Origin of the sequence: Vibrio sp. MMG023 (assembly GCF_021654215.1) — a bacterium.
GTDB lineage: Bacteria > Pseudomonadota > Gammaproteobacteria > Enterobacterales > Vibrionaceae > Vibrio > Vibrio jasicida.
On the sequence record NZ_JAKFZP010000002.1, the window covers coordinates 531,842 to 554,668 of the forward strand.

Annotated in this window: 18 protein-coding genes; all 18 read right to left on the minus strand. The window is 46.8% G+C overall.

The window, feature by feature from the left end; translation table 11 throughout:
- Nucleotides 1-5 precede the first annotated feature (5 nt).
- The 18 genes from fliI to L1076_RS07660 all read right to left on the minus strand — a co-directional run bounded on the left by fliI (nt 6) and on the right by L1076_RS07660 (nt 22,500).
- A complete protein-coding gene (gene fliI / locus L1076_RS07575; RefSeq protein WP_038872090.1) occupies nt 6-1,325 on the minus strand; it encodes a flagellar protein export ATPase FliI in 1,320 nt (439 codons plus the stop codon).
- A gap of 3 nt (nt 1,326-1,328) precedes the next feature.
- Entirely contained in the window at nt 1,329-2,129 is an 801-nt protein-coding gene (gene fliH, locus L1076_RS07580; protein ID WP_039974185.1) for a flagellar assembly protein FliH, read from the minus strand.
- 102 nt (nt 2,130-2,231) lie between these two features.
- Nucleotides 2,232-3,284 (minus strand): flagellar motor switch protein FliG, encoded by a 1,053-nt coding sequence (gene fliG / locus L1076_RS07585; RefSeq protein ID WP_038872096.1) that lies wholly within the window; start codon nt 3,282-3,284, stop codon nt 2,232-2,234.
- Nucleotides 3,277-5,019, minus strand: coding sequence for a flagellar basal-body MS-ring/collar protein FliF (gene fliF, locus L1076_RS07590; protein ID WP_095760607.1), 1,743 nt, complete (start codon nt 5,017-5,019; stop codon nt 3,277-3,279). Before fliF ends, fliG begins: the two co-directional genes overlap by 8 nt.
- A 14-nt stretch (nt 5,020-5,033) precedes the next feature.
- A complete protein-coding gene (gene fliE / locus L1076_RS07595) occupies nt 5,034-5,345 on the minus strand; it encodes a flagellar hook-basal body complex protein FliE (RefSeq protein WP_038872101.1) in 312 nt (103 codons plus the stop codon).
- Nucleotides 5,346-5,471: 126 nt separating this feature from the next.
- Nucleotides 5,472-6,881 (minus strand): sigma-54 dependent transcriptional regulator, encoded by a 1,410-nt coding sequence (locus tag L1076_RS07600; RefSeq protein WP_039974188.1) that lies wholly within the window; start codon nt 6,879-6,881, stop codon nt 5,472-5,474.
- Nucleotides 6,881-7,918 carry an ATP-binding protein gene (locus L1076_RS07605; RefSeq protein WP_038882126.1) on the minus strand — a complete coding sequence of 346 codons (1,038 nt, stop codon included), beginning with the start codon at nt 7,916-7,918 and terminating at the stop codon, nt 6,881-6,883. The genes L1076_RS07600 and L1076_RS07605 overlap by 1 nt, the downstream gene beginning before the upstream one ends.
- Nucleotides 7,919-8,110: 192 nt before the next feature.
- The gene (locus L1076_RS07610) at nt 8,111-9,577 is read right to left on the minus strand and encodes a sigma-54 dependent transcriptional regulator (protein WP_038872109.1); all 1,467 of its coding nucleotides are present in this window, start codon (nt 9,575-9,577) and stop codon (nt 8,111-8,113) included.
- Nucleotides 9,578-9,862: 285 nt separating this feature from the next.
- Entirely contained in the window at nt 9,863-10,273 is a 411-nt protein-coding gene (fliS, locus tag L1076_RS07615; RefSeq protein WP_005438665.1) for a flagellar export chaperone FliS, read from the minus strand.
- A gap of 12 nt (nt 10,274-10,285) precedes the next feature.
- Nucleotides 10,286-10,591, minus strand: a complete 306-nt coding sequence (locus tag L1076_RS07620; RefSeq protein WP_039974189.1) for a flagellar protein FliT — start codon at nt 10,589-10,591, stop codon at nt 10,286-10,288.
- Nucleotides 10,592-10,594: 3 nt separating this feature from the next.
- On the minus strand, nt 10,595-12,598 hold the full coding sequence (gene fliD / locus L1076_RS07625) for a flagellar filament capping protein FliD (RefSeq protein ID WP_039974191.1): 2,004 nt from the start codon (nt 12,596-12,598) through the stop codon (nt 10,595-10,597).
- Nucleotides 12,599-12,618: 20 nt separating this feature from the next.
- Entirely contained in the window at nt 12,619-13,047 is a 429-nt protein-coding gene (gene flaG, locus L1076_RS07630; protein WP_038872115.1) for a flagellar protein FlaG, read from the minus strand.
- An 80-nt stretch (nt 13,048-13,127) separates the two neighbouring features.
- Nucleotides 13,128-14,258, minus strand: a complete 1,131-nt coding sequence (locus L1076_RS07635) for a flagellin (RefSeq protein ID WP_038872117.1) — start codon at nt 14,256-14,258, stop codon at nt 13,128-13,130.
- Nucleotides 14,259-14,557: 299 nt separating this feature from the next.
- A complete protein-coding gene (locus tag L1076_RS07640) occupies nt 14,558-15,691 on the minus strand; it encodes a flagellin (RefSeq protein ID WP_005436889.1) in 1,134 nt (377 codons plus the stop codon).
- Between the two features lie 263 nt (nt 15,692-15,954).
- Nucleotides 15,955-17,094, minus strand: a complete 1,140-nt coding sequence (locus L1076_RS07645; protein WP_009707383.1) for a flagellin — start codon at nt 17,092-17,094, stop codon at nt 15,955-15,957.
- Nucleotides 17,095-17,267: 173 nt separating this feature from the next.
- Nucleotides 17,268-19,514, minus strand: coding sequence for a hypothetical protein (locus tag L1076_RS07650; RefSeq protein WP_237303466.1), 2,247 nt, complete (start codon nt 19,512-19,514; stop codon nt 17,268-17,270).
- A gap of 120 nt (nt 19,515-19,634) precedes the next feature.
- Entirely contained in the window at nt 19,635-21,059 is a 1,425-nt protein-coding gene (melB, locus tag L1076_RS07655; protein WP_237303467.1) for a melibiose:sodium transporter MelB, read from the minus strand.
- A gap of 88 nt (nt 21,060-21,147) precedes the next feature.
- Nucleotides 21,148-22,500 carry an alpha-glucosidase/alpha-galactosidase gene (locus L1076_RS07660; RefSeq protein WP_104028092.1) on the minus strand — a complete coding sequence of 451 codons (1,353 nt, stop codon included), beginning with the start codon at nt 22,498-22,500 and terminating at the stop codon, nt 21,148-21,150.
- Nucleotides 22,501-22,827: the final 327 nt, after the last annotated feature.

Below are 22,827 nucleotides of genomic sequence, written 5' to 3' on the forward strand. Positions count from 1 at the left end.
CGCTATTACCCACCTAAAATGCTTTTCAGCATATTGACACACATATCGTATGGTACGGATTCTTTCATACGTTGTTGTAGGTATTCGTCCAATCTTGGCTTGAGGGTAAACGCACCATCGATCGCTGGATCAGTACCCGGCTTGTACGCACCAATCGACACCAAGTCTTGGTTTTTACGGCAAATGGAGAGCACTTGGCGCACAGCTTTCGACATCAATACGTGTTCTTCGGTGGTGATTTGCGGCATAACGCGGCTCACCGATTTCTCAACGTCAATCGCCGGGTAGTGGCCCGCATCGGCCATTTCTCGGGATAACACGATGTGGCCATCGAGGATCGCACGTGACGCATCGGCAATCGGATCTTGTAGATCATCACCCTCGGTTAAAACAGTAAAGAAAGCGGTAATCGAACCTTGGTCATCACTGCCATTACCCGCACGTTCTACCAACGCCGGTAATTTCGCAAATACCGAAGGCGGATAACCTTTGGTTGCAGGAGGCTCACCAACTGACAGTGCAATTTCGCGCTGGGCTTGAGCAAAACGAGTCAGTGAATCCATCAATAGAAGAACATCTAACCCTTGGTCACGGAAGTATTCGGCAATCGTCAGGGCAGTTTGACAGCCTTTCAAACGCATCAAAGGCGAGGCATCGGCAGGCGCGGCCACCACAACAGAGCGACGGCGTCCGTCTTCACCCAGAATCTCTTCAATGAATTCTTTTACTTCACGTCCACGCTCACCAATCAGACCAACGACAACAACTTGCGCCGTCGTGCCTCGTGTCATCATACCTAGAGTAACGGACTTACCCACACCAGAACCGGCAAACAGACCAATACGCTGGCCTTTACCTACCGTCAATAAACCGTTGATAGCTTTCAGGCCGACGTCGAGTGGTTCGGATATCGGTTTACGTGCCAATGGGTTAATAGGTTCGGCATTGAACGAAGCCCGTTGCTCGGTGTAAAGCGGACCAAGACCGTCCAATGGGTTACCCACACCGTCGATCACGCGACCTAGTAGTTCCATACCAACAGGCAGACCGGCCTCGCTGGTCAAAGGTGTCACTTTCGCCCCTGGTAAGATGCCTGTGATTTGCTCACTCGGCATTAAGAAAAGATTGTCTCCAGAAAAGCCCACTACTTCCGCTTCCATATGACCAGACATGGTTTCGACCAAACACAAACTGCCAATTGGCGCACGGCAACCCGTCGCTTCCAAAGTTAAGCCAACAACACGCACAAGCTTGCCGGAAGCAACAGGGCGTGTTGTTAAACCTTCAACTTTGTAGTTTTTTAAGCGGTCGGCCAAGGCTTGCATGGATTACTCGCTCCCTTGATGGCGATTTGCACCACAAAAGCTGTTCAACACGCTTTTTACGCGTTCTTCCATGCGGTAGTTAATGCTCGATTCACCCGCTGCGATTTGTACATCGCCACGGTTTAGCGCCGGTTCAGAGACCAACGTCCAATTACGGCAATCGAGCTCTTCTTCACCATATGCAGAACGGATGATCGCGACGTCATCGGGGTTCAAATGCAAGGTGATTGGATGACCAGAAATAGGCAACGCTTCTACAGACTGCTTCACCGTATCGAGAATAATTTGCGGATTGGTTTGCACTTCCACGTGTACGACTTCTTTGACTAGGCACAACACCATGTCTATCAGCTGCTTTTCAACCTGAGCGTTCATGAGCTCCAAAGGCTGAGCGAACTGGTTTGCCAAGTTCATGAAGGTTTCGACTTGCTGCTGAATGTACTCTTGTCCTGCCGTCACGCCTTCAACTTTGCCGAGCTCCAGACCTTCTGCATGTCCTGCTTGAATGCCTTCTTCTTTGCCTTTGTCGTAACCTTGTTTAAAGCCCGCTTCTTGACCTTGGTACAGACCCTCTTGATAAGCACCTTGCTTGATCAATTCAATCTGCTCTTCTGTCAGCTCAAGCGCTTGCTCTTCCTCTGGCTCTTCAAAGTTTGGCACCCAACCTGGGTCGTAGTTAAACGCGGTTTGCTTGGCCTGCTTTGCTTTCGGCTCGCCGTAATCAGGCAAACCCCAGCGCTGCGGTTCGATCATCGCATCGTCTTCATCAGGACGGATAAATCCACGTTTTCTATCGCCAGCCATGCTTAACCTACAATCTGTCTATGTTGAAATTGATGTTGAAAATAAAGTGCGTTGTTTATGGAAGTGTATTCCTCCCACTTAAGCAGGAGGAATAAGAAAGGATTATAAGAACTCGTCTGCGCCGCCAGACAGCATGATTTCGCCAGCGTCTGCCATACGACGAGCAATCGCCAAGATTTCTTTTTGCGCCGCTTCTACGTCTGCAACGCGAACTGGTGGCATTGCTTCGATATCGTCACGCATCATCTCAGCTGCACGCTTAGACATGTTCTTGAAGACTTTCTCACGTAGAGAGTCATCGGCACCTTTAAGTGCGCGTTGCAGAACGTCCTGTGGAACGTCACGCAGTAATTTCTGAATACCTTGGTCGTCCACTTCCACCAAGTTCTCGAATACAAACATAAGGTCTTGGATTTGCGTCGCCATGTCTTCGTCTTGGTCGCGAATTTGTTCCATCAAGATACCTTCGACGTTGTTGTCTAGGTAGTTCATGATTTCTGCCGCTGCCTTCAGGCCGCCAATCTTCGCGGCTTGTGCACCCGCTTGACCTGCGAACTGTTTCTCCATGATTTCGTTCAGCTCTGCCAGTGCAGACGGTTGAACTTCTTCTAGGTTGGCAATACGCATCATCAGGTCCAAGCGCACACGTTCTGGGAACTGAGATAGGATTTCTGCGGACTGGTCTGCTTCCAAGTAAGACAAAACTATCGTTTGGATCTGCGGGTGTTCGTTGACAATAATGCTTGCCACTTGGCGAGGGTCCATCCATTTTAATGAATCCAGACCTTTCGAGCCGGTACCCAATAGGATTTGATCAACCAAGTTATTCGCTTTGTCTTCACCCAGTGCAGCAACCAGAGCATTACGCATGAAGTCTTCGCTGCCCATACCAATGTTGGTGTATTTCTGGATGTCTTCCAAAAACGCTCGATGAACCGCTGAGACTTTGTCTTGGCTAAGGTCCTTTGCCTTTGCCATCGCACTACCCACACGCTGAACCTGCTTCGGTTCTAGGTGTCGAATAATGCCAGCGGCGTCACTCTCATTCAGGCTGAGCAATAAGATGGCTGCTTTTTCTTCACCGGTAATGGTGGACGCATCAAATTCTACCGGCAATCCGCCATTTTCATCTTGAGGAACGATATCGTTAGCCATTGTCATTCATCCAATTTTTCACAACTTGAGCGGCAAGTTCAGGCTCGTTTGCAACCAGAGCGCGAACCGCTTTCAATACATCTTCATCTTTGTGAAGGTTAGGCAAATCAATGCTTGAACCAAACTCAAACAGTTCACCGCTTTCGATGTCGCTACCAATCAAGCTGGTTTCGCCATCCGCACCAATTGGCAAGCCATCTGGTCCGTACATTTCGTCTTCGTCGTCGCTCGCTGGGTTGAGCAGTTTCTTCAATGCTGGGCGAACCAACACCAAGACCACAACGATGATCACCAATGCACTTGCGAACCAACGAACCCAATCATTAAAGTTCGGATGTTCCCAAATCGGTGGATCGACCATCTGCTCAAGTTCTGGCTCGGCAAACTTCACACTCAAGACATTGAGTAAGTCACCACGATTTTGGTCAAAACCAACCGTACCGATCAGCACTTGACGAATCGCATTAATTTCAGATTCTGACATTGGGGTGTAAGTGACTTCACCCGTGTCTGGATTCACGCTGCGACGGTCTTTGATAGCTACAGAAACGGTTTGGCGTGCCAATGTACCAGTCTGTTTACGTTCGTGACTGATGGTGGTATCGAGTTCAAAGTTGCGCGTTGATTCTTTACGCACCGAGCCTTGGCCGGTAATTGAGCCATCTTTCATCTGCGCGACGTCTTGTGGGATAGACGCGTCCGCCGGCGGTTGATTGCTCAAAGCGCCAGGAATGCCTGCCACCATGTTACCGTTGTTATAATCTTCGAGTGCGTATTCGCTTCGTGTCGCTGGTGTATTTGGGTCGAAACGTTTGCGAGTCTGCTCTACCGCACTGAAATCCATTTGGATGTCTACTTGCGCGGTGTAGTTACCAAAACCTAGGATTGGCAGCAGAACGGAATCAATTTTTTCTCGTAGCGCTTGTTCTTGGCTGCGTTCAAGTTCTTGCTCTTTACGACGAGCTGCAGAGGCAGGATCTTGTGAGCCTGAGCTCAATAGACGACCGTGTTGATCGGTCACCGTAATACGTGACGTCTTCATGCCAGGAACAGCACTCGCCACCATGTCGACGATGGAGTCAACTTCTTGTTGCTTAAGGCTTGTGCCAGTAGAGAGTGTCAAAAATACCGAAGCAGACGCTTCTTGGTTGTGACGTACGAACACACTGTGTTTTGGCAAAGCAAGAAGCACACGTGCTTTACGCACTTGCTTCATCTCTTCAATCGCTTGCGCAAGTTGGCGCTCGCGGCTGAGCTTCAAACGTTCTTGCTCCAAACGTTGTGATACACCAAAGCCCATGTCTTGCAGCAGAATATCATCACCCGCCTCAGTCGCTTGGTTCACACCTGAACGCACCATGCCGAGTTTGATCGAGTTGTAATCACTCGACTCAACCGAGATGGTGTTTCCATCAAGCTTGTAGTTGATTTTTTGCTGATCAAGATAATCCAGCACTGGGATCAATTCTTCGGTTTCATACGCACCTAGAGGGCGCATTTCCGGCTCTTTCACCCAGAAGAACAGCATCACGATTAACGCAACACAGATAGAGATAGACAGCACAAGCACAACCTGTCGAAGTAAATCGAGGTCACCTACTGCCATATCGAATTTTGACGCACTACGCTCTTCAAGATCTGGGTTTTGGCTATCCACATCCAAATCTGAGCCAGCGATCAGTGCACCATCTGCGCCGCCATCGGTGACGGTTAAATCTGTAGACTTGTCTGCCACACTTATTACCTAAATTACACTGGCATGTTCATGAGATCCTTATAGGACTCAACGAGCTTATTGCGGATTTGTACAGTGGCATCAAATGCAACACTGGACTTGTTACGAGCAATCATAACGTCAGAAAGGGAAACATCAGCGTCACCACGATCGAAACGCGTTTGCAGGTCGCCGGATGTTTTTTGAAGTGAGTTAACGTTATTGATGGCTTTAGTGAGGAGATCGCCAAAATCCGCCCCTACTTTCGCACCAGTTGCAACGGGAGCGGTGTTGGTCGCTTCCACCATCATGGCGCGCATTTGTGCTTGAATACCATCAACTTTCATTGTCACCTCTAAGCCAAAAGTTTGACTATTAACTAAAACTGATTATTGACACAGCAATTACTGTGCCATAAGACAATAGTGCCGTAGTGTACCCACACTTTTGTCCTATGGCTATTGATGTGAGTACTAAGCAGGAATATCGATACCAGCGTCACGCATTTTGGCGAGTTTGTAACGCAGGGTACGTGGACTAATACCTAATTTCTCTGCCATCTCTTTGCGGCGGCCGTTACATTCGATCAAGGTTTCCAAAATGATCGCGTACTCTTGGTCACGCAGTTCACCACCAAGGCCTTCACCACCAGCGGCAACACGATTGATCGGATCCACTTGCGCGACAGGCTTAACATCGGGAACCAAAACCTCAGCATTTTGCACAACAGATTGTAGGCTGCTTGCATCTTGCCAATCTACACCTTCCAACAAAATGTGTTCTGCATCGATGTCACCGTTTTCGCTCAAAATGAGTGCTCGCTGAACCACGTTATCCAACTCACGAACGTTACCCGGCCATGGATATTGAAGCAGTTTATCTAATGCAACTGGTGAGAACTTAGGTACTGGCATGCCCATTTTGCTGCAATGACGTTCAGCAAGATGCGTTGCAAGTGGCGTAATATCCCCCTTACGTTCACAAAGTGCCGGCCATGAAATTGGGAATACGTTCAAGCGGTAGTACAAGTCTTCACGGAAGTTGCCCTCTGAGACGTACTGCTTGAGGTCACGGTTACTAGTGGCAAGAACGCGCACGTCGAGCTTGATGCTCTTGCGGCTACCCAAACGCTCCACTTCTCGCTCTTGTAAAACACGTAGCAGTTTCGCTTGTAAGCTCAAATCCATTTCACTGATTTCATCCAGCAAAATAGTACCGCCTTGTGCTTGCTCAAACTTACCCGGACACGCTTGAACCGCACCGGTAAACGCACCTTTCTCGTAGCCGAACAACGTCGCTTCAAGCATGTTGTCTGGGATTGCTGCACAGTTGATTGCGACAAAAGGGCCATCTTTGCGATTAGACGCATTGTGGATGTAACGGGACATGACTTCTTTACCGGAGCCACTTGGTCCCAAGATCATCACGTTTGCATCGGTGCGCGCGACTTTGTCAGCCAAAGCCAATAGGCGCAGACTTTTCTCGTCCGCCACGACCGCGTCACCGTTATCGTCACTCTTAATTGGTGCGTAACGGCTCACCATGTTCAGCAGTACTTCTGGTGCAAATGGCTTCGCCATGTAATCAATCGCACCTTCTTTCATTGCTGATACTGCGTCTTCAATGTTTGCGTAAGCCGTCATAAGAAGAACGGGTAAGTTCGGCCAATTCTGTTTGATATTGCGTAGCAGAGCCAAACCGCCCATGCCTGCCATTTGTACGTCAGAAACCACGATGTCGACCGCGTTTGACTTTAGTTTTACTAACGCATCTTCTGCACAATCGGCTTCTAACCATTCATACCCTGCCAGAGCCAGAGTATCTACTAGGGCTTCACGAAGACCTTCATCGTCCTCTACGATCAGCACTTTGCTTTGCGCCATTATGATTCTCCAGTATCTGCTTGCACTCGCTCTAGCGGAATGCACATGGTAAAGCAGGCTCCATCGCCCTGCTCTGAAATGAGTTCCAATCGACCGTCATGGGCACGGCAAACCATTTGAACTACAGCGAGCCCCAACCCGGTTCCTTGAGAACGCGTGGTAAAAAACGGCTCCATAATCTTGGCTTGTAGTTCTTTTGGTACTCCCGGCCCGCTGTCTTGCACAGAAATGCGCAGTTCACCGTTAACCGGGCGGAAAAAGACATCTATTTGTGATTCCTTTCCAGACATCTGAATCGCATTCATCACCAAGTTACTCAGTGCGGATGCAATGGCGTTAGCATTGCCTAACAGCTCAGTCTGTTCTTCTTCCACTTCTAAGAAGTAGTCAATGTTATTGTTCTTCAGCGCGGTTTCCACCATCGGCTGGTATTCCGCAACAAGCTGAGCAATGTTAAATGGCTTAATGACTTTATTATCACCACCCTTGGCAAAAAGCAGCATATCATTAACCTGCTTCTCCAAATCGTGCAGTCGATCCATTAATTTGCTTTGAAATCGCTCTCTTGTCGCTGGAGGGAGATTTGGCGCACCTAAATTTGATGCATATAGCATGGCACTCGATAACGGCGTTCTTACTTGGTGAGCCAAAGACGCCACCATGCGACCTAAGGAGGACAGTCGTTGCAAATCACTCACGCGTGATTGCAGCAAGCGTGTTTCGGTCAAGTCGGTGATCAGAATCAGCTGTCCCGTCGCCGAAGCGGAGATCGCCAAGCGAACTTTACGTCCGTTACGCAGTGAGATTTCATGACCATCATCTTCACGCGGATCAAAGACCGCTTGGATGATGTTGAACCATTTCTCGTTGACCAGTGGAATCTCTAGAATTCGATGTGCTTCTGGGTTCGCTTCGCGCACAACACCGTGTGTATCGAGCAAGATCACACCAGCAGGCATCACGTCCAAAACTTGTTTGTAACGCTCTACTTGATTCTCTACTGAGTCTAAATGGGATTGGTTGGTGTTATTGTCCATTCACTGCCTGTCGAAATATCGCCATTTAAATACTAAAACAGCTTGGTAAGCAATTAGCATACCAAGCTGTTTTCTATATTTATCATAGCGTTATGTTATCGACAAGAAGTTGACACTAAGAAAAGTGCGGTTTTATTGTCAGAAAAGATAACAAAACGTTCAGAGTTTAAGCGTATGAACGTCAGACTTTACCTATCGTTGTAGGTTGTATTTACGCATTTTCTCAACCAAAGTCGTGCGTCGCATTCCAAGCATATCTGCTGCTCGTGCAACCACACCACCTTGCGCTTCTAACGCTTGGCTGATCATATTGACTTCCATATCGGCTAATAGCTCTTTCAAGTTCACGCCTTCTGGCGGCAGTGCTTGAGGCGCATTCATGTTGTGGTCCAGATCGCTTTGATCTTCAAAACTGAAGTTCTCAGAAAAGATATCTTGGAACACGTCACGCTCTTGTTCTTCAACCGAAGTAAATGGGTTACCTTCTGGTTGGAACTCAGGAATATCACTGTAACGGTACTTGGTTGGCAGATGGTTTACGTCGACCAAACTGTTCGGGTACAGAATAATCATGCGTTCAACAAGGTTCGCAAGCTCGCGAACGTTACCCGGCCAGTTGTGTTCCATTAAGGAGTTAATTGCACGAGGCGTAAAGCAAATTGGTTGCCCACCTTCGGCTTCCAAACGCGTCATCAGTTCTTGCAGTAGCAATGGAATATCTTGCTTACGTGCTTTAAGCGCCGGCATCTCGATTGGGAATACATTGAGGCGGTAGAACAGATCTTCACGGAATGTGCCATCATCGATCATGTTCTCTAGGTTGCGGTGCGTTGCTGCTACGACACGAACGTTTACTTTAATCGTGGTGTTACCACCTACACGTTCAAAACATCGCTCTTGTAGAACGCGCAGTAACTTCACTTGCATCGACATTGGCATATCGCCAATTTCATCAAGGAAGATCGTACCGCCTTCTGCCAATTCGAATCGGCCTTTACGCGAGGTCAATGCCCCCGTGAAAGCACCTTTCTCATGACCAAACAATTCACTTTCCAACAGCTCTGGCGGAATTGCGCCACAGTTAATTGGCACAAACGGACCATTACGGTAAGCAGAATGGTAATGAATATTGCGTGCGACGACTTCTTTACCCGTGCCAGATTCACCCAAGATCAGGACGTTTGCTTCAGTATTAGAAACTTGTTCAATCAAATGACGAACTTCTTGAATGCCACGGCTTTGGCCTACAAGGCTACGGAAAAGAGTATTTTTGCGTGCGCTTGCAACAACGTTAACGCCTTTGCGACCAAGGAAATCTTTGCAGTGACGCAGTGCTTCGCTAAGTTGTGGGTAGTTCAGCGGTTGCTCTAACTCCCCAACGAAATTTGGCAAGTCATCAACAGGCAGCGGAAACGAGCCCAAGATGAGAAGTGGGATATGGTAGGCTTCATTAAGGTGAGCCATCACTGTTGTCGCAGCACTACCCGCCGAGATGTTACCGACAATACAACCTGACCACACGCTAGACCAGTCTACATCGCCTAGCTGGTCAGAACTGACCGCTTCGCAACTTTCTCCAACAAATTCCAATATATTGCTTATATTTAAACGACTTGGTGCATCGTCATCAATTACAAGCAGCTTTGCCAAACCTTGCATAAGTAAGAATGATTGCCTTTATTATGGGTGTGTTGCGGCCAGACCTTGATTTGCGCAATTGAGTGTAAAAAGGGGGGACCACTCTCAATTAACGATAGACAAAATAGGAAAATCAGCAACAAAAAAAAGCCATTAGGGGCCACTAATGACTTCTATTTTATTTGAATAAAAAAATAAGGCAACCAAGCAATAAAGAGGTGTGAGCTTGATTGTAACTTTACTGAATAACTTTCTGTGCAATCAGACGCAATACCCTACTATTTAAGTAAGGTATTGTTTTGATTATTAAATGCCTACTTCAGCAGCTGTTAGGTTGTGGAATTCAGTCGGGATCTGGTCCCAAGCTGATTTTATCTCACGAATAATGTCGATAACGTCGTCGATCGGTTGAGGATCGTTTTGGTGGTTCGCTGCCGAGATCTGAGTGATCATGAACTCGTAAAGTGAATCTAAGTTTGATGCAATATCACCACCGTCGTCCATCGACAGACAGCTGCGCAGTGCGATGATGATGTCCAACGCTTTACCCAGACGTTCACCTTTTGCAGGAATATTGCCTGCTTGCATTGCTGCTTTACCTTGGATCAGACGCTCAATTGCACCCGCCATTAGCATTTGAATGACTTTGTGCGGAGAAGCCGCGCTCAATTGACTGTCGACTGATACCTTTTTGTATGCTTGCAAAGAACCGCGCATAGTATTCCTCTTTTATATAAATTTTTTGTACTGTTGAAGCGAACGCTGACCATAACGGAACTTATGAAGTTCTTTACCCACGTTAGAAGTCTCTGCCTGCATCAGCTCGACAATTCTTTTGGTACGAATAAGCAAGTTTTGCCATTCTGCTTCCTGCTTTAGCACCGGATTGCTCTCGACAATGGGTAGCAGGTTTTGCAATAACCGTTCCCTGATATCGACCAAACGTTGAATTTCTTCAGCATTAACGTCGACTTTTTCCAGTTCTTTCGTAATTAGTTGATCAATATCACTTATTTCAATGAGTTCATTTCGCATCTATTAGCCCAGCGCGTTCATTAACGCTCCAAGTTGGCCTTGCATCTTGCCAGTAGCGTCTTGCATGGCAGCGAATTTTGCATGAGTGCGCTTCTCTAAGCTGTCCATGCGGCGATCGAGTGCCGCTTGATCATCACTCAGACGATAATTTTGTTCAGTCAGGCTTTTTTCACGAGTACGGATACTGCCAGTGAAACCCGTGATGCCTTGAATCGCATCTTCCACACGTTTGGCAAAGCCGGTATTGCCACCAAAGAACTTCTCTAACTCGTTGAAGTTGTTGTTCAACTGACGATCAAGCATGTCGTAGTTGATTTCTAGCGTACCTTGACGAGTCGTAGTAATGCCAAATTCAGTCAGCGATTTTAGGTCTTCTGGTGCTTTTTCAATGTTGGTCGAAAAGACCGATTTCAACCGAGAATCAGCATTACGAACAGTACTGTCACCCGCTAAAGGCCCGCGTTGACCTGTCGTTGGGTCGACATTCGCTAATGCTTTGGATGTTTGATAGAACGCGTTGTAAGCCGAAACAAAGCTTTCGATATCTGAGCGCACGCTTTGACGGTCATATTCAACACCGATTTCAGCAGGCGGTTTACCCAGCTCTGATTTGCCTTTCAAAGTGAGGTTCACGCCCTCAATGGCATCTTCAATGACGTTGTTGTGACTCGACAACTGCGCAACACCATCCAGCATCACCATGGAGTCTTGTCCTGCTTGGACTTGAGCCATACCGGTGTAAGCCTCGAAGGATTTTTGAGCCTCAGCAATTTTAGCTTCTGCTACATCTATCTTTTCAAGACGTTCACGCTCTTCGGGTTCTAATTTAGCGCGATGGATGGTCTGTGCTTGTTCTTCTGTCAGTTCTCCACGTTCCACTTTTTGGTCAAGCGCTTGTTTTTCATCCGCAATCTTTTCTTCGATCTCGGCTTTTTCTTGCTCTAATTGCTGCTTGGCTTCTTTGGTTGTGACGTAAGAATCAGTCAACGTACCTGAGGCGGTATTGTTCCAGCCCGGTACGTCTGGCGCTTTGGCGATCGCATCTTCGTCCAACTCTAATTCCGGTGGACGGTAAGAATCGAGGAGTGTACCTGAAGCGGTTTCAGTCCAGCCAGGGATACTGTCTTGCGGACGCATACCCGCTCGTTGATTGGCTTTTTCTATCGCTTCTTGACCCGCTTTCGCAGCGGCAGCACCGGCCGCAGAGATCGGTTCATCCGTTGCGCCATCTGGCACATTCTCTGCCGCTTGTTGTTCTTCAGGAGGTATAGGATTGCCGTCTGCATCCAACGCTTCCGGTTGGTTTGCATCGGTTTCAGGCGCTTTTAGAGGCCCTAACACTGCTTCAGCCGCTTCACGTGCTTCTTCAAGCGCATTCACTCGGTCTTCCAGTGTTTTGTATTCGAAATGTTTCAGAGGGCTGCCGGCTTCGGCGTCCACACTGACTTTAAGTTGATGGTCCTTGCCCGACAGGTTCGAAGCAAGGATCAAACGCGGCCCTTCTACGTCGTTAATTAAGGAAGCACGTACGCCAGGGTTATCCTTAGCGCCGTTAATTCCACGAACGACATCAACTAGCTTAGAGCTAGAACGGACATTAACGTCGAAGGTGTCATCACCAAGAGAAATCTGCAGCTTACCAGGACCAAACTTAGCGTCTTCTGGCAGAACGTCAGAAGCCACTTTATGGCTCTGTGCAAGCTGCAACACATCGATAGCATACTTACCGGCTATAGCGTCAGTAGTTGCGGTCGCAGATACGACTGCGTCGTCCGTTGTCTCTACAGAACGAACGGCAAACGCCTTCTCCTGACGAAAGTTCGTCATGAGATTTTTCATCGTATCCAACGATTCTCTGAGTCGCCCGTAGGCACTGATGCTGGCGTCAATTGTCGTACGCTCGTTGTCGATGCGTTGCTGCTTTGGCACACGCTCGGCATCTACAATTTTGCTGACCATGGAATTGATATCCATGCCACCAGACATCCCCAAAGGGCCTAAACTCATCAAATCACCTCAAAAACGACTTACACCTTTTCAACTAACAAACCGCGGTTAGCTGTGTGCTCAGCTAGGCGACGCAATACCACTAGCATTTCTTCATCAGGAATCTGACGAATTACATCACCGGTTGTGGCTTCGTAAATCGTCACGACGTCTCGACCCGATTCTTCATCGACTCGAAACGCCACTCCTTTATTCATGGCGCTCACAAATTCATTCATTTGCTCAACCATTTTCTCGCGCTCTTCTTTGTTCAGCTCTTGGCGGGATTCCGCCATTTCAATCGCAGCTTGAACAGAGAGGTCACGTTCGGTTTCCTTCGCTTTTACAGGCGAAGTGTTACCGTTTGAACTTGCTGTGCTAGGCGTGCCTATGCCATTTTCTTTAGCAACTTTTGTGCCACTCGGTGTGCCGTAAGGCTGGATGTTCGATGCGTAGGAGGATATTTCCATTACAATCTCCCTTCCACCTTATGAGCTAACGATTAGGTCTATCGCTTTGGTGATGGTATCACTAGGCTGAGTCGACCCAATTAGCCCAACAAGCTCAGCGCCGCAGATGGTGACTGCTTTGCTTGTGCCAAGATTGAAGTACTTGCTTGTTGAAGGATCTGCGACTTAGTCATCGCCGTTGTTTCCTTCGCGTAGTCAGTATCTTTAATACGGCTGTTAGACGCGTTAACGTTCTCGTTAATGTTGTCTAGGTTGCTGATTGCGTGGTTGAAACGGTTTTGGAATGCACCAAGAGACGCACGTTGGCTGTCTACTGATTTTAGTGCGCCATCGATGATAGCTACCGCTTCTTGAGAACCTGCAACTGACGTTACGTCGATGTCTTTAACCGTTACGTCTTTAGCATCACCGAAGCCAATTTCACCTGCTAGGTTGCCAGAGAATTCAACATCACCTGTTACTTTTTGAGTAGCAGCGAATACTTGCAGCTTACCGTCCTCACCAACAGACGCTTTAACGTCGTCGCTTTGACCGTTGATGTAAGTTGCTAGCTGTTCAATATCATCGCCTTGCTTTGCAGTGATAGTCAGCTCTTTCTCTTCACCTTGCTTGTTGGTGTAGTTCAGCTTAAGTTCAGTGTTGTCACCAACCGCCCAAGATGCATCTTTACCGTCTTCTGCTGCATAGCTCTTACCGCCCATTGCAGAAGTATCAGAACGTAGGTTACCCATAGAAAGCATGACCGCTTCACCAGAGTCCGCACCGATTTGGAAAGATTGAGTACCGTAAGTACCGTTAAGAAGCTTGTTACCACCGAAAGAGGTTGTTTCAGCGATACGGTTTAGTTCGTCGTTAAGCGCTGTAACTTCTTCTTGGATCGCTACACGTTCTGATTTTGAGTTCGAACCGTTCGCAGATTGAAGCGATAGGTCACGCATACGTTGTAGGATGTTGGTAGATTCATTCATTGCACCTTCAGCAACCTGTGCAATGGAAATACCGTCGTTCGCGTTTTTCACAGCCATGTCTAGACCACGGCTCTGTGCGTTCAAACGGTTAGAAATCTGTAGACCGGCAGCATCGTCTTTCGCGCTATTGATTTTATAACCCGAAGACAAACGCTCCATTGATTTTTGTTGACCTTCAGCCGCCTGGTTTAGGTAACGCTGTGCGGTCATCGCAGAAACGTTAGTATTAACGTTAATCGCCATAGTTGATCTCCTTAAGGCTTTAGTTGATGTACCGTCGTGTCTCTCACCTCACTTAGGTACATCTCATTTCTCTCAGTCCCTTTAACGGCGGCCTATAAATATCCTTTAGGAGAAATTTTCAATTTTTTGCGATTATTTTCTTTGGCTTACTGAAGTGTGATGAATCTCTAATATTGTAACTGGAGGTAACTCAAGCTTATCCAAACCTAAAAAACGGGCATAAAAAAACCCAGCCGAAGCTGGGTTTACTCGCTCATCTCTCACCACGAGCCAATGAGGTTCTTGTCTTAGGTTAGAAATTAACCTAGAAGACTTAGCGCTGAGTTAGGCGCTTGTTTCGCTTGCGCAAGGATTGAACTTGACGCTTGCGATAGAATTTGTGACTTGGTCATTTGAGTCGTTTCTTTCGCGAAGTCAGTATCTTTGATACGGCTCTTCGACGCGTTCACGTTCTCGTTGATGTTATCCAAGTTGCTGATTGCGTGGTTGAAACGGTTTTGGAAAGCACCTAGCTCTGCACGGTGGCTGTCTACGTATTTCAATGCCGCATCAATGATAGCCACAGATTCTTGTGCGCCACCTACTGATGTTACGTCGATAGTATCAACCGTTACTTTCTTACCGTCGCTTAGACCTAGCTCACCAGATAGGCCGCCAGAGAATTCAACGTCGCCTTCTACTTTGTTGTTACCAGCGAAAACTTGCAGTTTACCGTCTTGGTCTACTGACGCTTTTACTAGGTCAGTTTGACCATTGATGTACGTCGCTAGCTCTTCGATATCGTCACCCGCTTTCGCGCTGATGTTGATTTCTTGCTCTTGACCAAAGCTGTCAGTCAGGCTGATTTTCAGGTCGTTTTTGCCCGCTTCAACGTTCCAGTTTTTGTCTTTACCGTTGTCAGCTTGGTAGCTCACGCCGCCCATCATTTTATTGTCTGAGCGCATGTCTTTTAGGTTAAGCATTACTGCCTCACCGTTGTCCGCACCGATTTGGAAAGACTGAGTACCGTAAGTACCGTTAAGTAGACGGTTACCACCGAAAGATGTCGTTTCAGCGATACGGTTTAATTCATCGTTTAGTGCCGTTACTTCTTCTTGAATCGCAACACGCTCAGATTTTGAGTTAGAGCCGTTTGCTGATTGAAGAGATAGGTCACGCATACGTTGCAGGATGTTAGTTGTCTCGTTCATTGCACCTTCAGCAGTTTGTGCAATAGAGATACCGTCGTTCGCGTTACGAACAGCCACATCCAGGCCACGGCTTTGTACGTTCAAGCGGTTCGAGATTTGAAGACCCGCAGCGTCATCTTTCGCGCTGTTGATTTTGAAACCCGAAGACAAACGTTCCATAGAAGTTTGTTGTGCTGAGTTTGCGTTGTTTAGGTAACGCTGAGCGGTCATCGCTGATACGTTTGTGTTTACATTCACTGCCATGGTGATTTCTCCAATTGATTTTCCGATGTAGCGGTTTCCGACGTCTCGGAAAACCAAGTAGTTCTCTCAAAGTTACTTTTATTAACGGCGCATGCCCTGTTTTCTTTAGAAAAAATTTTAGATTTTTTTGAAAATAATTCGTTTGGAGAGGTAATCGTGACGAAGCGGATAAAAAAGCAAAAAAACTTTCATTTTTCGCTAAAGCTTCTTTTCGAATTGTCGATACAGGCTGATTTTGCGTTAAATTCGTGTGGTGCGAACCATTAACCAAGCAGCGTCAAAGCAAGGTTTGGCGCTTGTTTTGCTTGTGCCAGAATCGAAGTGCTGACCTGTTGTAAGATCTGCTGCTTCACCATTTGCGTGGTTTCTTTGGCGTAATCAGTATCTTGAATGCGGCTGTTCGAAGCCGCTAGGTTTTCGTGGATATTATCCAGATTATTGATCGCATGATTAAAGCGGTTTTGATACGCACCTAACTCAGCACGACTGCTGTCCACTGTTTTCATGGCGTCATCTAAAATACCGACCGCCATTTGAGCACCACCCACCGTACTGATATCAATTTTATCTACCGTTCGTTTTACAGTGACATACTTGTCAAGCTCTAACTCATCCCCCAAACCACCACTGAAGGTTGGTCCAGGGTATCCTATGGCATCTTTATAGGACATCAGTAACTGCAGTTGCCCTTCTTCATTAACAGACGCTTTTACTTTATCGGTTTGCCCATTAATGTAAGTAGCGAGTTCTTCTATATCGTCGCCTGCTTTAGCTTCAATACGGATCTCCTGCTCTTCAAAATTGTTATCACGATAGTGGATAACAATATCGTTGTTTCCGTTTTGAACCGTCCAATCGGAGCCGAGCCTTTGAGATGATCTCATAGAAAAGCTAGCAAAAGATTCCGGCTGCATAGTCCGTAGGCCAATTTGTACCGCTTCACCAGCAGTTGCACCGATTTGAAAAGACGATGTGCCAAATGTGCCATTCAGTAGTTTACGCCCACCAAATGAGGTGGTTTCCGCAATACGACTTAACTCATCATTTAAAGCAGAGACCTCTTCTTGCAGTGCAGTGCGTTCCGCTTTGCTGTTTGAACCATTGGCTGATTGAAGCGACAAATCACGCATACGCTGCATGATGTTAGTCACTTCATTCATCGCGCCTTCCGCAGTTTGCATGATGGAAATGCCGTCGTTCGCATTACGCACGGCAACATCCAAACCACGCATTTGCGATTGCAGACGGTTGGAGATTTGCAGACCCGCAGCGTCATCCTTTGCGCTGTTAATACGCTTCCCTGAAGACAAACGCTCCATGGATTGGTTCAACATGTCAGTTGCACTGGTCAAATGACGCTGTGCGACAAGTGCTGCCACATTGGTATTAACGGTGATCGCCACGAGTAAAGGTCCTGAAATTAAGGCTTTGGATACTTATCGACCAAATTGCAGAAAGGTTTAGTGTTTTTTTATGAAAAGTGATGTAGTTACGCATTTCCTGACGAGACAGCGAATAGCAAAAAGCCTAGTGATGGCGCACTAGGCTTTGCATTTATGAGCAAAGACGACTCAGATTATTTTCTTACTTCGCTGCTTGAGTTGGCAGCAAGAGTAACTGTCACATAACTCACTCGTTGTCCGTTAACGTGCTTGTGCTCAGCAGGAACAGACTGCCCATCAACAATAAGCGTCGGGTAATCGCCATAGAACCAAGCTTCCCACTCTAAGCTTTGCTCTGAAATGTTGGTAAGCTTGGAGCGTTCCAAACCGTCGTGGCGCAAAGTTAGCTCGTGCTCTCCCATCGGAAGCTGCTCAACTTGAAGCCAGTCAATATCGGTTGTTAGATGTGACGCGGTTACAACTCGATGGTTTGCCGCATCAGGCTTGATGCCCATCAAGCCCTCAATGGTATTCGAAATAAAGGTAAAAGAGATTTCAGGATAGTCACCGTTAGTACCTTGAGTTGGACGCTCATGGGGCTCGTCTTTGATATCCATGATGTACTGCATCCACTTCCATGCTTCCGCATTGCGATTGTAAGGGAAGTAGGTTTCTGGGATATAAGTGTAAGCCTCAATGTTGTATGGCGCTTCCGGCGTACTGCCTATCCCATCGCCAAGGTTTTCAGCAATAAAGTCTAAGTAGCGGTCGTTACGCTCTCCGGGCTCGGTAATCAACTTCATTGGCATAAACCAGCTGTTTTCTTTGCCGAAGTCATTCATTCGGAAGCCATCACGCTGAACGATATTCACGTAATTGTCCTGCGGTTTATTTGGATCCGCGATACTCCACTCTTCATTAAAGAAGTCTTTAAGTTGCTGCGCTTTCTCTTGCCAAAGCGCCGCCTCGCTGTACTCTTCACGAGCCCCAAGCATTGCAGCATACGCAACCGTCGCTTGGTATTGAGAGCCTATGCCATCACCAGCTTCGATTGGGAATTCGCCACGCTCATTGTAAGTTGCAGAGCCTTCAAAAATACCGCCATAACCTTCGGCAATACCGTTAGAGTCTTGATCGTCGTGAAGCGCGATATAATCCGTTAGCACCTTGGTGTAAAAACGCCATAAATCTGGGTCTTCGATGTAACGCTTGTCTCCTGTCCATTGATATTGCTTCCATGCTTTTTCTACGAACTCAAATTGAGCAGGCACTTCACGTACAAACCAGCTGTCATCTTTGTAGTCAATGGTATGTGGCGTGCCATCAAAGTTAACCGCCCACAAGGTATACCATTTTCTCGATTCCGTAGAATGCTTAGCGAAGGTCTTAAACATCGAAAAGTTTTCGGCATCTAGACCAGCGATTTTGGCTCCGCTGACTTGATGTAAGAAGTCGCGAGAGTAGAAAGCCGTTCGGTCAAAATAACCAGCCCAATAAGATGGGATGTAATCAGCCGTGCCATCACCGTCATTATTGTTCTCATCACGGTTAACCAGATCATGCTGCCCTGTCATAACAAAGCGACGTGTTTTATCAATTGCCCATTCAAACGAATCTTGAAGTTTCTGATTCGAGGACGTGACGACAACCTGCTTCTCTTTTTCAATCGCCGTTAATGTCCATTTTTCTTCTTTGCCATTTGCATCTGTTACTACCGCTTGCACTGGTTGAGTAAAGTCCACGATTTCACCCACATCCAAGCTTGGTCGACTTTGTTCAGAAACCAAAAGGGTACTCACCGTTATGGCACTTAAATCGGTGCCATAAGGCACTTGGAAATCGACGGTTCGCTGAGTTTTATCAATGCCCGTCACACCGACCTGTTGCTCGGCTTTAAATTGGATGATTTGATTAAAACTAACAGGCTGGCTCTTGTTCACTCTTACTAAAGACACACTGTCGACGCTCACCCCACCGACATCAGATCCTGTAAACCAGACTTTAATTTGCTCGCCTTTCTCTAGTGGAATAGCTGGCAGAGTGTTTGGCTTATATATTTCACCCTCTGTATTTTCGTCTTTGGTTTTTTCAATCGTCTGGCTGACTAAAACCTCATCAGTCAGATTACTCAAGCCAAGAATGGCGTCATCACTTGGGCTGCTGATGAACGCGGATAAATCATAAAAGCCCGTCTCAGGAATAGTGACTGTTTGGCTTACATGATGGTTAGTTCCGGTGGCAATCCTCGCCATCGACTCACCAACATAAGCGTCTTCATACTTCACATTGGCAAACCAGTAGCTCCATCCTAAACCGTCATTTTCAAAGGTAGAATTTGAGACAAGGTTGTCGCCTTTCGAAGAATCATCATCAGACGAGCTATTACAACCGGACAAAGCAAGGGCGACAAGAATCGCTGAAGCAAGTATTTTCAGTTTCATTTTTTTCTCGTTCGTAGGGATAGCGTGGTTATTGGATAACGTTTATTCGGGATGCTGCCGGCGACATGAAATAAAGACGCCGGCATGTTTATTGTTAATTTTTAATAGCTATAAGATGCGTTAAACCGCTTGAATGGATTCTGGAGAAACTTTCGTTTTCTCATCAGAATCCTTGGCTACGATATGGTCGTATTTCTCGGTCAGATGGTCCTGAATTTTTTGGTGGTAAGCACCGTTGAGTTTGTAGAAGCGGAAGTACACGACCAGTGCGATGGCAAAGAAGAACGCAGGCAGACCGACCATGATGCATTGCATGCCGAAGACCGTATCAGGGCTTTGTTCCATATTCGGTACATAATCCACTGCGGTCAGTGCGATACCAATGAAGAAAGCCGCAAAAGCTGAACCTGCTTTAACCACCAGCGTTTGTACTGAGTAAGCAATACTTTCGCAGCGAGATCCCAGTTTGTACTCACCGTAGTCCACTGTATCCGCCACCATAATGACGTTGAGTACCCAAAATAGCGCCGTACCGATTTGCAATAACACGCCCGCTGTAGAAATCAGCAGAATGCTTTGTTTGTCGTACATGCCTACGTAGATAAGAACTGCACTGCCTAAGATTGGGAAGCTCGATGCGCACGCCCATAAAACTCGACGTGAGAACATTTGCGCCAATTTAGGGAACAACACCAGTGTAATTAGGTTCGCAATACCAGCGTAAGCCATGTAGTAAGGGAAAAGTTCCTCATTTCCGACCACATAGGTGAAGTAGTAAACCGCAAAGGCTGTGATAATGTTGGTAGCGAGGTTGTATGACAGTGCCATACAAAGCACGCTGGTCAGTTGGTCATTTTTGTAGATAAGCGAGAGGAGCTTCTTCAGCGAGACTTTTTCTTCAGGTTTCGTTATGTCAAGGTTGCTGGTTGAGTAGCGCTCTTTCACGTTACGTAGCGTGATATACGTTGAGACGAGGAAACAACCGACAAGCAAAATCGCAAACACTTGGAATCCAAATCCTTTGTCGTCGCCACCGACATAATTGACGAACGGCATTGCGATAGCGGCGGTAACAATCCATGCAAGACTGGCGAAGAATCGTGGGTATGGCACAAGCTCTTCACGCTCACGTTTGTCCAGAGTGAGTGTCGGAACCAGTGACCAGAAAGGAATATCCATTAAGGTGTAGGTCATGCCCCACAAAATGTAAGTCACTGCTGCATAAGCAATAAGCCATGGTCCCTCGATATGGTGCGCACTAAACAACATGAGCAACACCACTGAGTTGGTGATGGTACCAATTAAAATCCAAGGTTTAAATTTACCCCAACGCGTGCGGGTATTGTTCACGATCCAGCCCATAATTGGGTCATTCACTGCATCCCAAATACGCGCAATTAAGAAGATGGTTCCCACCACGGCAGCCGAAATACCAACAACATCGGTGTAGTAGAACATCAGGTACATGTAAACGATGGTGATAGCGAAGTCTTTACCAAATGCGCCAAAGCCGTAGCTTAGCTTGGTATTCATAGAGATACTCATTTGTTACTCCTTACGCCCCCTCATCGAGAAGGCGCAGTATATTCACGTTATTGTCGTTTTTATTGATATTGGTTTTGTGATTCTGGATTTACTGATGCACCCACGCTGGCAACCAACCTTCGTGTGCTTCTATCAAGTCATCAACAAGGGCATAAATCTCTTCGAGTCCAAGCACTGCTGCAGTGTGAGGATCAAGCATGGCGGCATGGTAAATGCGGTCACGGCTTTCCGTGAGGATGGCTTCTGTCAGCAGCGTTTGAACATTAATGTTGGTCTGCATTAATGCCGCTAAGTGATTTGGTAAGCGTCCTGCTTTGATAGGTTGAATGCCGTTTGCGTCCACCAAACAAGCCACTTCCACACAACAACCTTGTGGTAAGTTGTCAATTAACGCTTCGTTCTTCACGTTGCCGTAGATAACACTCGGCGTGCCTGTCCAAATCGAGTTCATGATAGTACTCGCGTATTCATGTGACTCTTTGACGGTGATTTGATCCGCGTTTTTGAAGTCTTCGAGGTCTTTTTTCCAGTCTGCAATTTGTTCTACACAACGTTTAGGATATTCATCAAGTGGCACCTTATAACGTTCAATCAAATCTGGGCGATTTGGCTTAATGAAATATGGCGTGTATTCAGAAAAATGTTCTGAAGATTCCGTTACGAAGTAGCCCAACTTCTTAAACATCTCGTAGCGGACTAGGTTGGTGCAGCGACCATTGTGGTGCAAACCCGGCTTCGGCGCTTTGCCCGATTCAAATGCCTTAAGCAGTTCAGGATAAATGTCGACATACTCCCCCTGCTCGTTTTTCTTTTCGAGCGTCAGGTAGTAAGCCATGTGGTTAATGCCTGCACAGGTGTAACGAAGGTCTGAGTATTGGATATCAAGGTCGCGAGCCAGCTCTTCCGCCGTCCCTTGCACGGAATGGCACAAACCCACTTGTTTGATATGAGGGTATTTCTCGTACATCGCCCAAGTGTTCATTGCCATTGGGTTAACGTAGTTAAGCATGGTAGCGTTTGGACAGATCGCCGTCATGTCCTCGCATACGCTCCAAAGGTGCGGAATGGTGCGAAGTGAGCGCATGATGCCGCCTGGGCCTAATGTATCCGCAATAGTTTGCTCTAAACCATGACGCTTACAGACTTCAAAATCCGTCACGGTACATGGTTCATAACCGCCAATTTGGAACGCAATAACCACGAAGTCTGCGCCTTGCAATGCCTCTTTCTGGTTTAAGTGGCAAGTTATCGTGCCCGTAGCACCGGATGACTCCATTAACTTGCTTACAACGAGATGTGACTCTTCTAAACGGAGTTCATCAATATCCATCAAGGCAATTTGCGCCCCTTTGAACGCTGGCTTGTGGAACACATCGCCAAGAATGTTTTTCACAAAAATCGTCGAACCCGCACCGATAAATGTGATTTTAGGGCTTTTCATAGTTGAATCCTTTTTGCTTTCATACTTTTGTTTCGATGCATTTAAGTTACACCTGTCGCAAGGCCGAATTCGTCTCAGATAAACCAATCACTCTCCCGTTTCCTAATATTTAAAATCAACCAATAAAAATTCTTAGGAAATGGGATGTTTTTGTGTAAATCACGGATAAAAAAGGTGGGAAGATACACTGAGGCTTGCTAGCACGGCGATTTAAGTCACATAACCAAAATCTTATAAAACAGAGTAATCGGTGTTTTTGAAGCTGTTCTGAGTTTTGTTTCAACAGATTTAGTACAAAGAACTTATACAGTTTCCTAAGAGGTGGGC

Coding starts and splice junctions, on each gene's coding strand:
- fliI (WP_038872090.1), bottom strand. CDS start 1,325: ATGCAAGCCTTGGCCGACCGCTTAAAAAACTACAAAGTTGAAGGTTTA.
- fliH (WP_039974185.1), bottom strand. CDS start 2,129: ATGGCTGGCGATAGAAAACGTGGATTTATCCGTCCTGATGAAGACGAT.
- fliG (WP_038872096.1), bottom strand. CDS start 3,284: ATGGCTAACGATATCGTTCCTCAAGATGAAAATGGCGGATTGCCGGTA.
- fliE (WP_038872101.1), bottom strand. CDS start 5,345: ATGAAAGTTGATGGTATTCAAGCACAAATGCGCGCCATGATGGTGGAA.
- L1076_RS07600 (WP_039974188.1), bottom strand. CDS start 6,881: ATGGCGCAAAGCAAAGTGCTGATCGTAGAGGACGATGAAGGTCTTCGT.
- L1076_RS07605 (WP_038882126.1), bottom strand. CDS start 7,918: ATGGACAATAACACCAACCAATCCCATTTAGACTCAGTAGAGAATCAA.
- L1076_RS07610 (WP_038872109.1), bottom strand. CDS start 9,577: ATGCAAGGTTTGGCAAAGCTGCTTGTAATTGATGACGATGCACCAAGT.
- fliS (WP_005438665.1), bottom strand. CDS start 10,273: ATGCGCGGTTCTTTGCAAGCATACAAAAAGGTATCAGTCGACAGTCAA.
- L1076_RS07620 (WP_039974189.1), bottom strand. CDS start 10,591: ATGCGAAATGAACTCATTGAAATAAGTGATATTGATCAACTAATTACG.
- fliD (WP_039974191.1), bottom strand. CDS start 12,598: ATGAGTTTAGGCCCTTTGGGGATGTCTGGTGGCATGGATATCAATTCC.
- flaG (WP_038872115.1), bottom strand. CDS start 13,047: ATGGAAATATCCTCCTACGCATCGAACATCCAGCCTTACGGCACACCG.
- L1076_RS07635 (WP_038872117.1), bottom strand. CDS start 14,258: ATGGCGATTAACGTTAATACTAACGTTTCTGCGATGACCGCACAGCGT.
- L1076_RS07640 (WP_005436889.1), bottom strand. CDS start 15,691: ATGGCAGTGAATGTAAACACAAACGTATCAGCGATGACCGCTCAGCGT.
- L1076_RS07650 (WP_237303466.1), bottom strand. CDS start 19,514: ATGAAACTGAAAATACTTGCTTCAGCGATTCTTGTCGCCCTTGCTTTG.
- melB (WP_237303467.1), bottom strand. CDS start 21,059: ATGAGTATCTCTATGAATACCAAGCTAAGCTACGGCTTTGGCGCATTT.
- L1076_RS07660 (WP_104028092.1), bottom strand. CDS start 22,500: ATGAAAAGCCCTAAAATCACATTTATCGGTGCGGGTTCGACGATTTTT.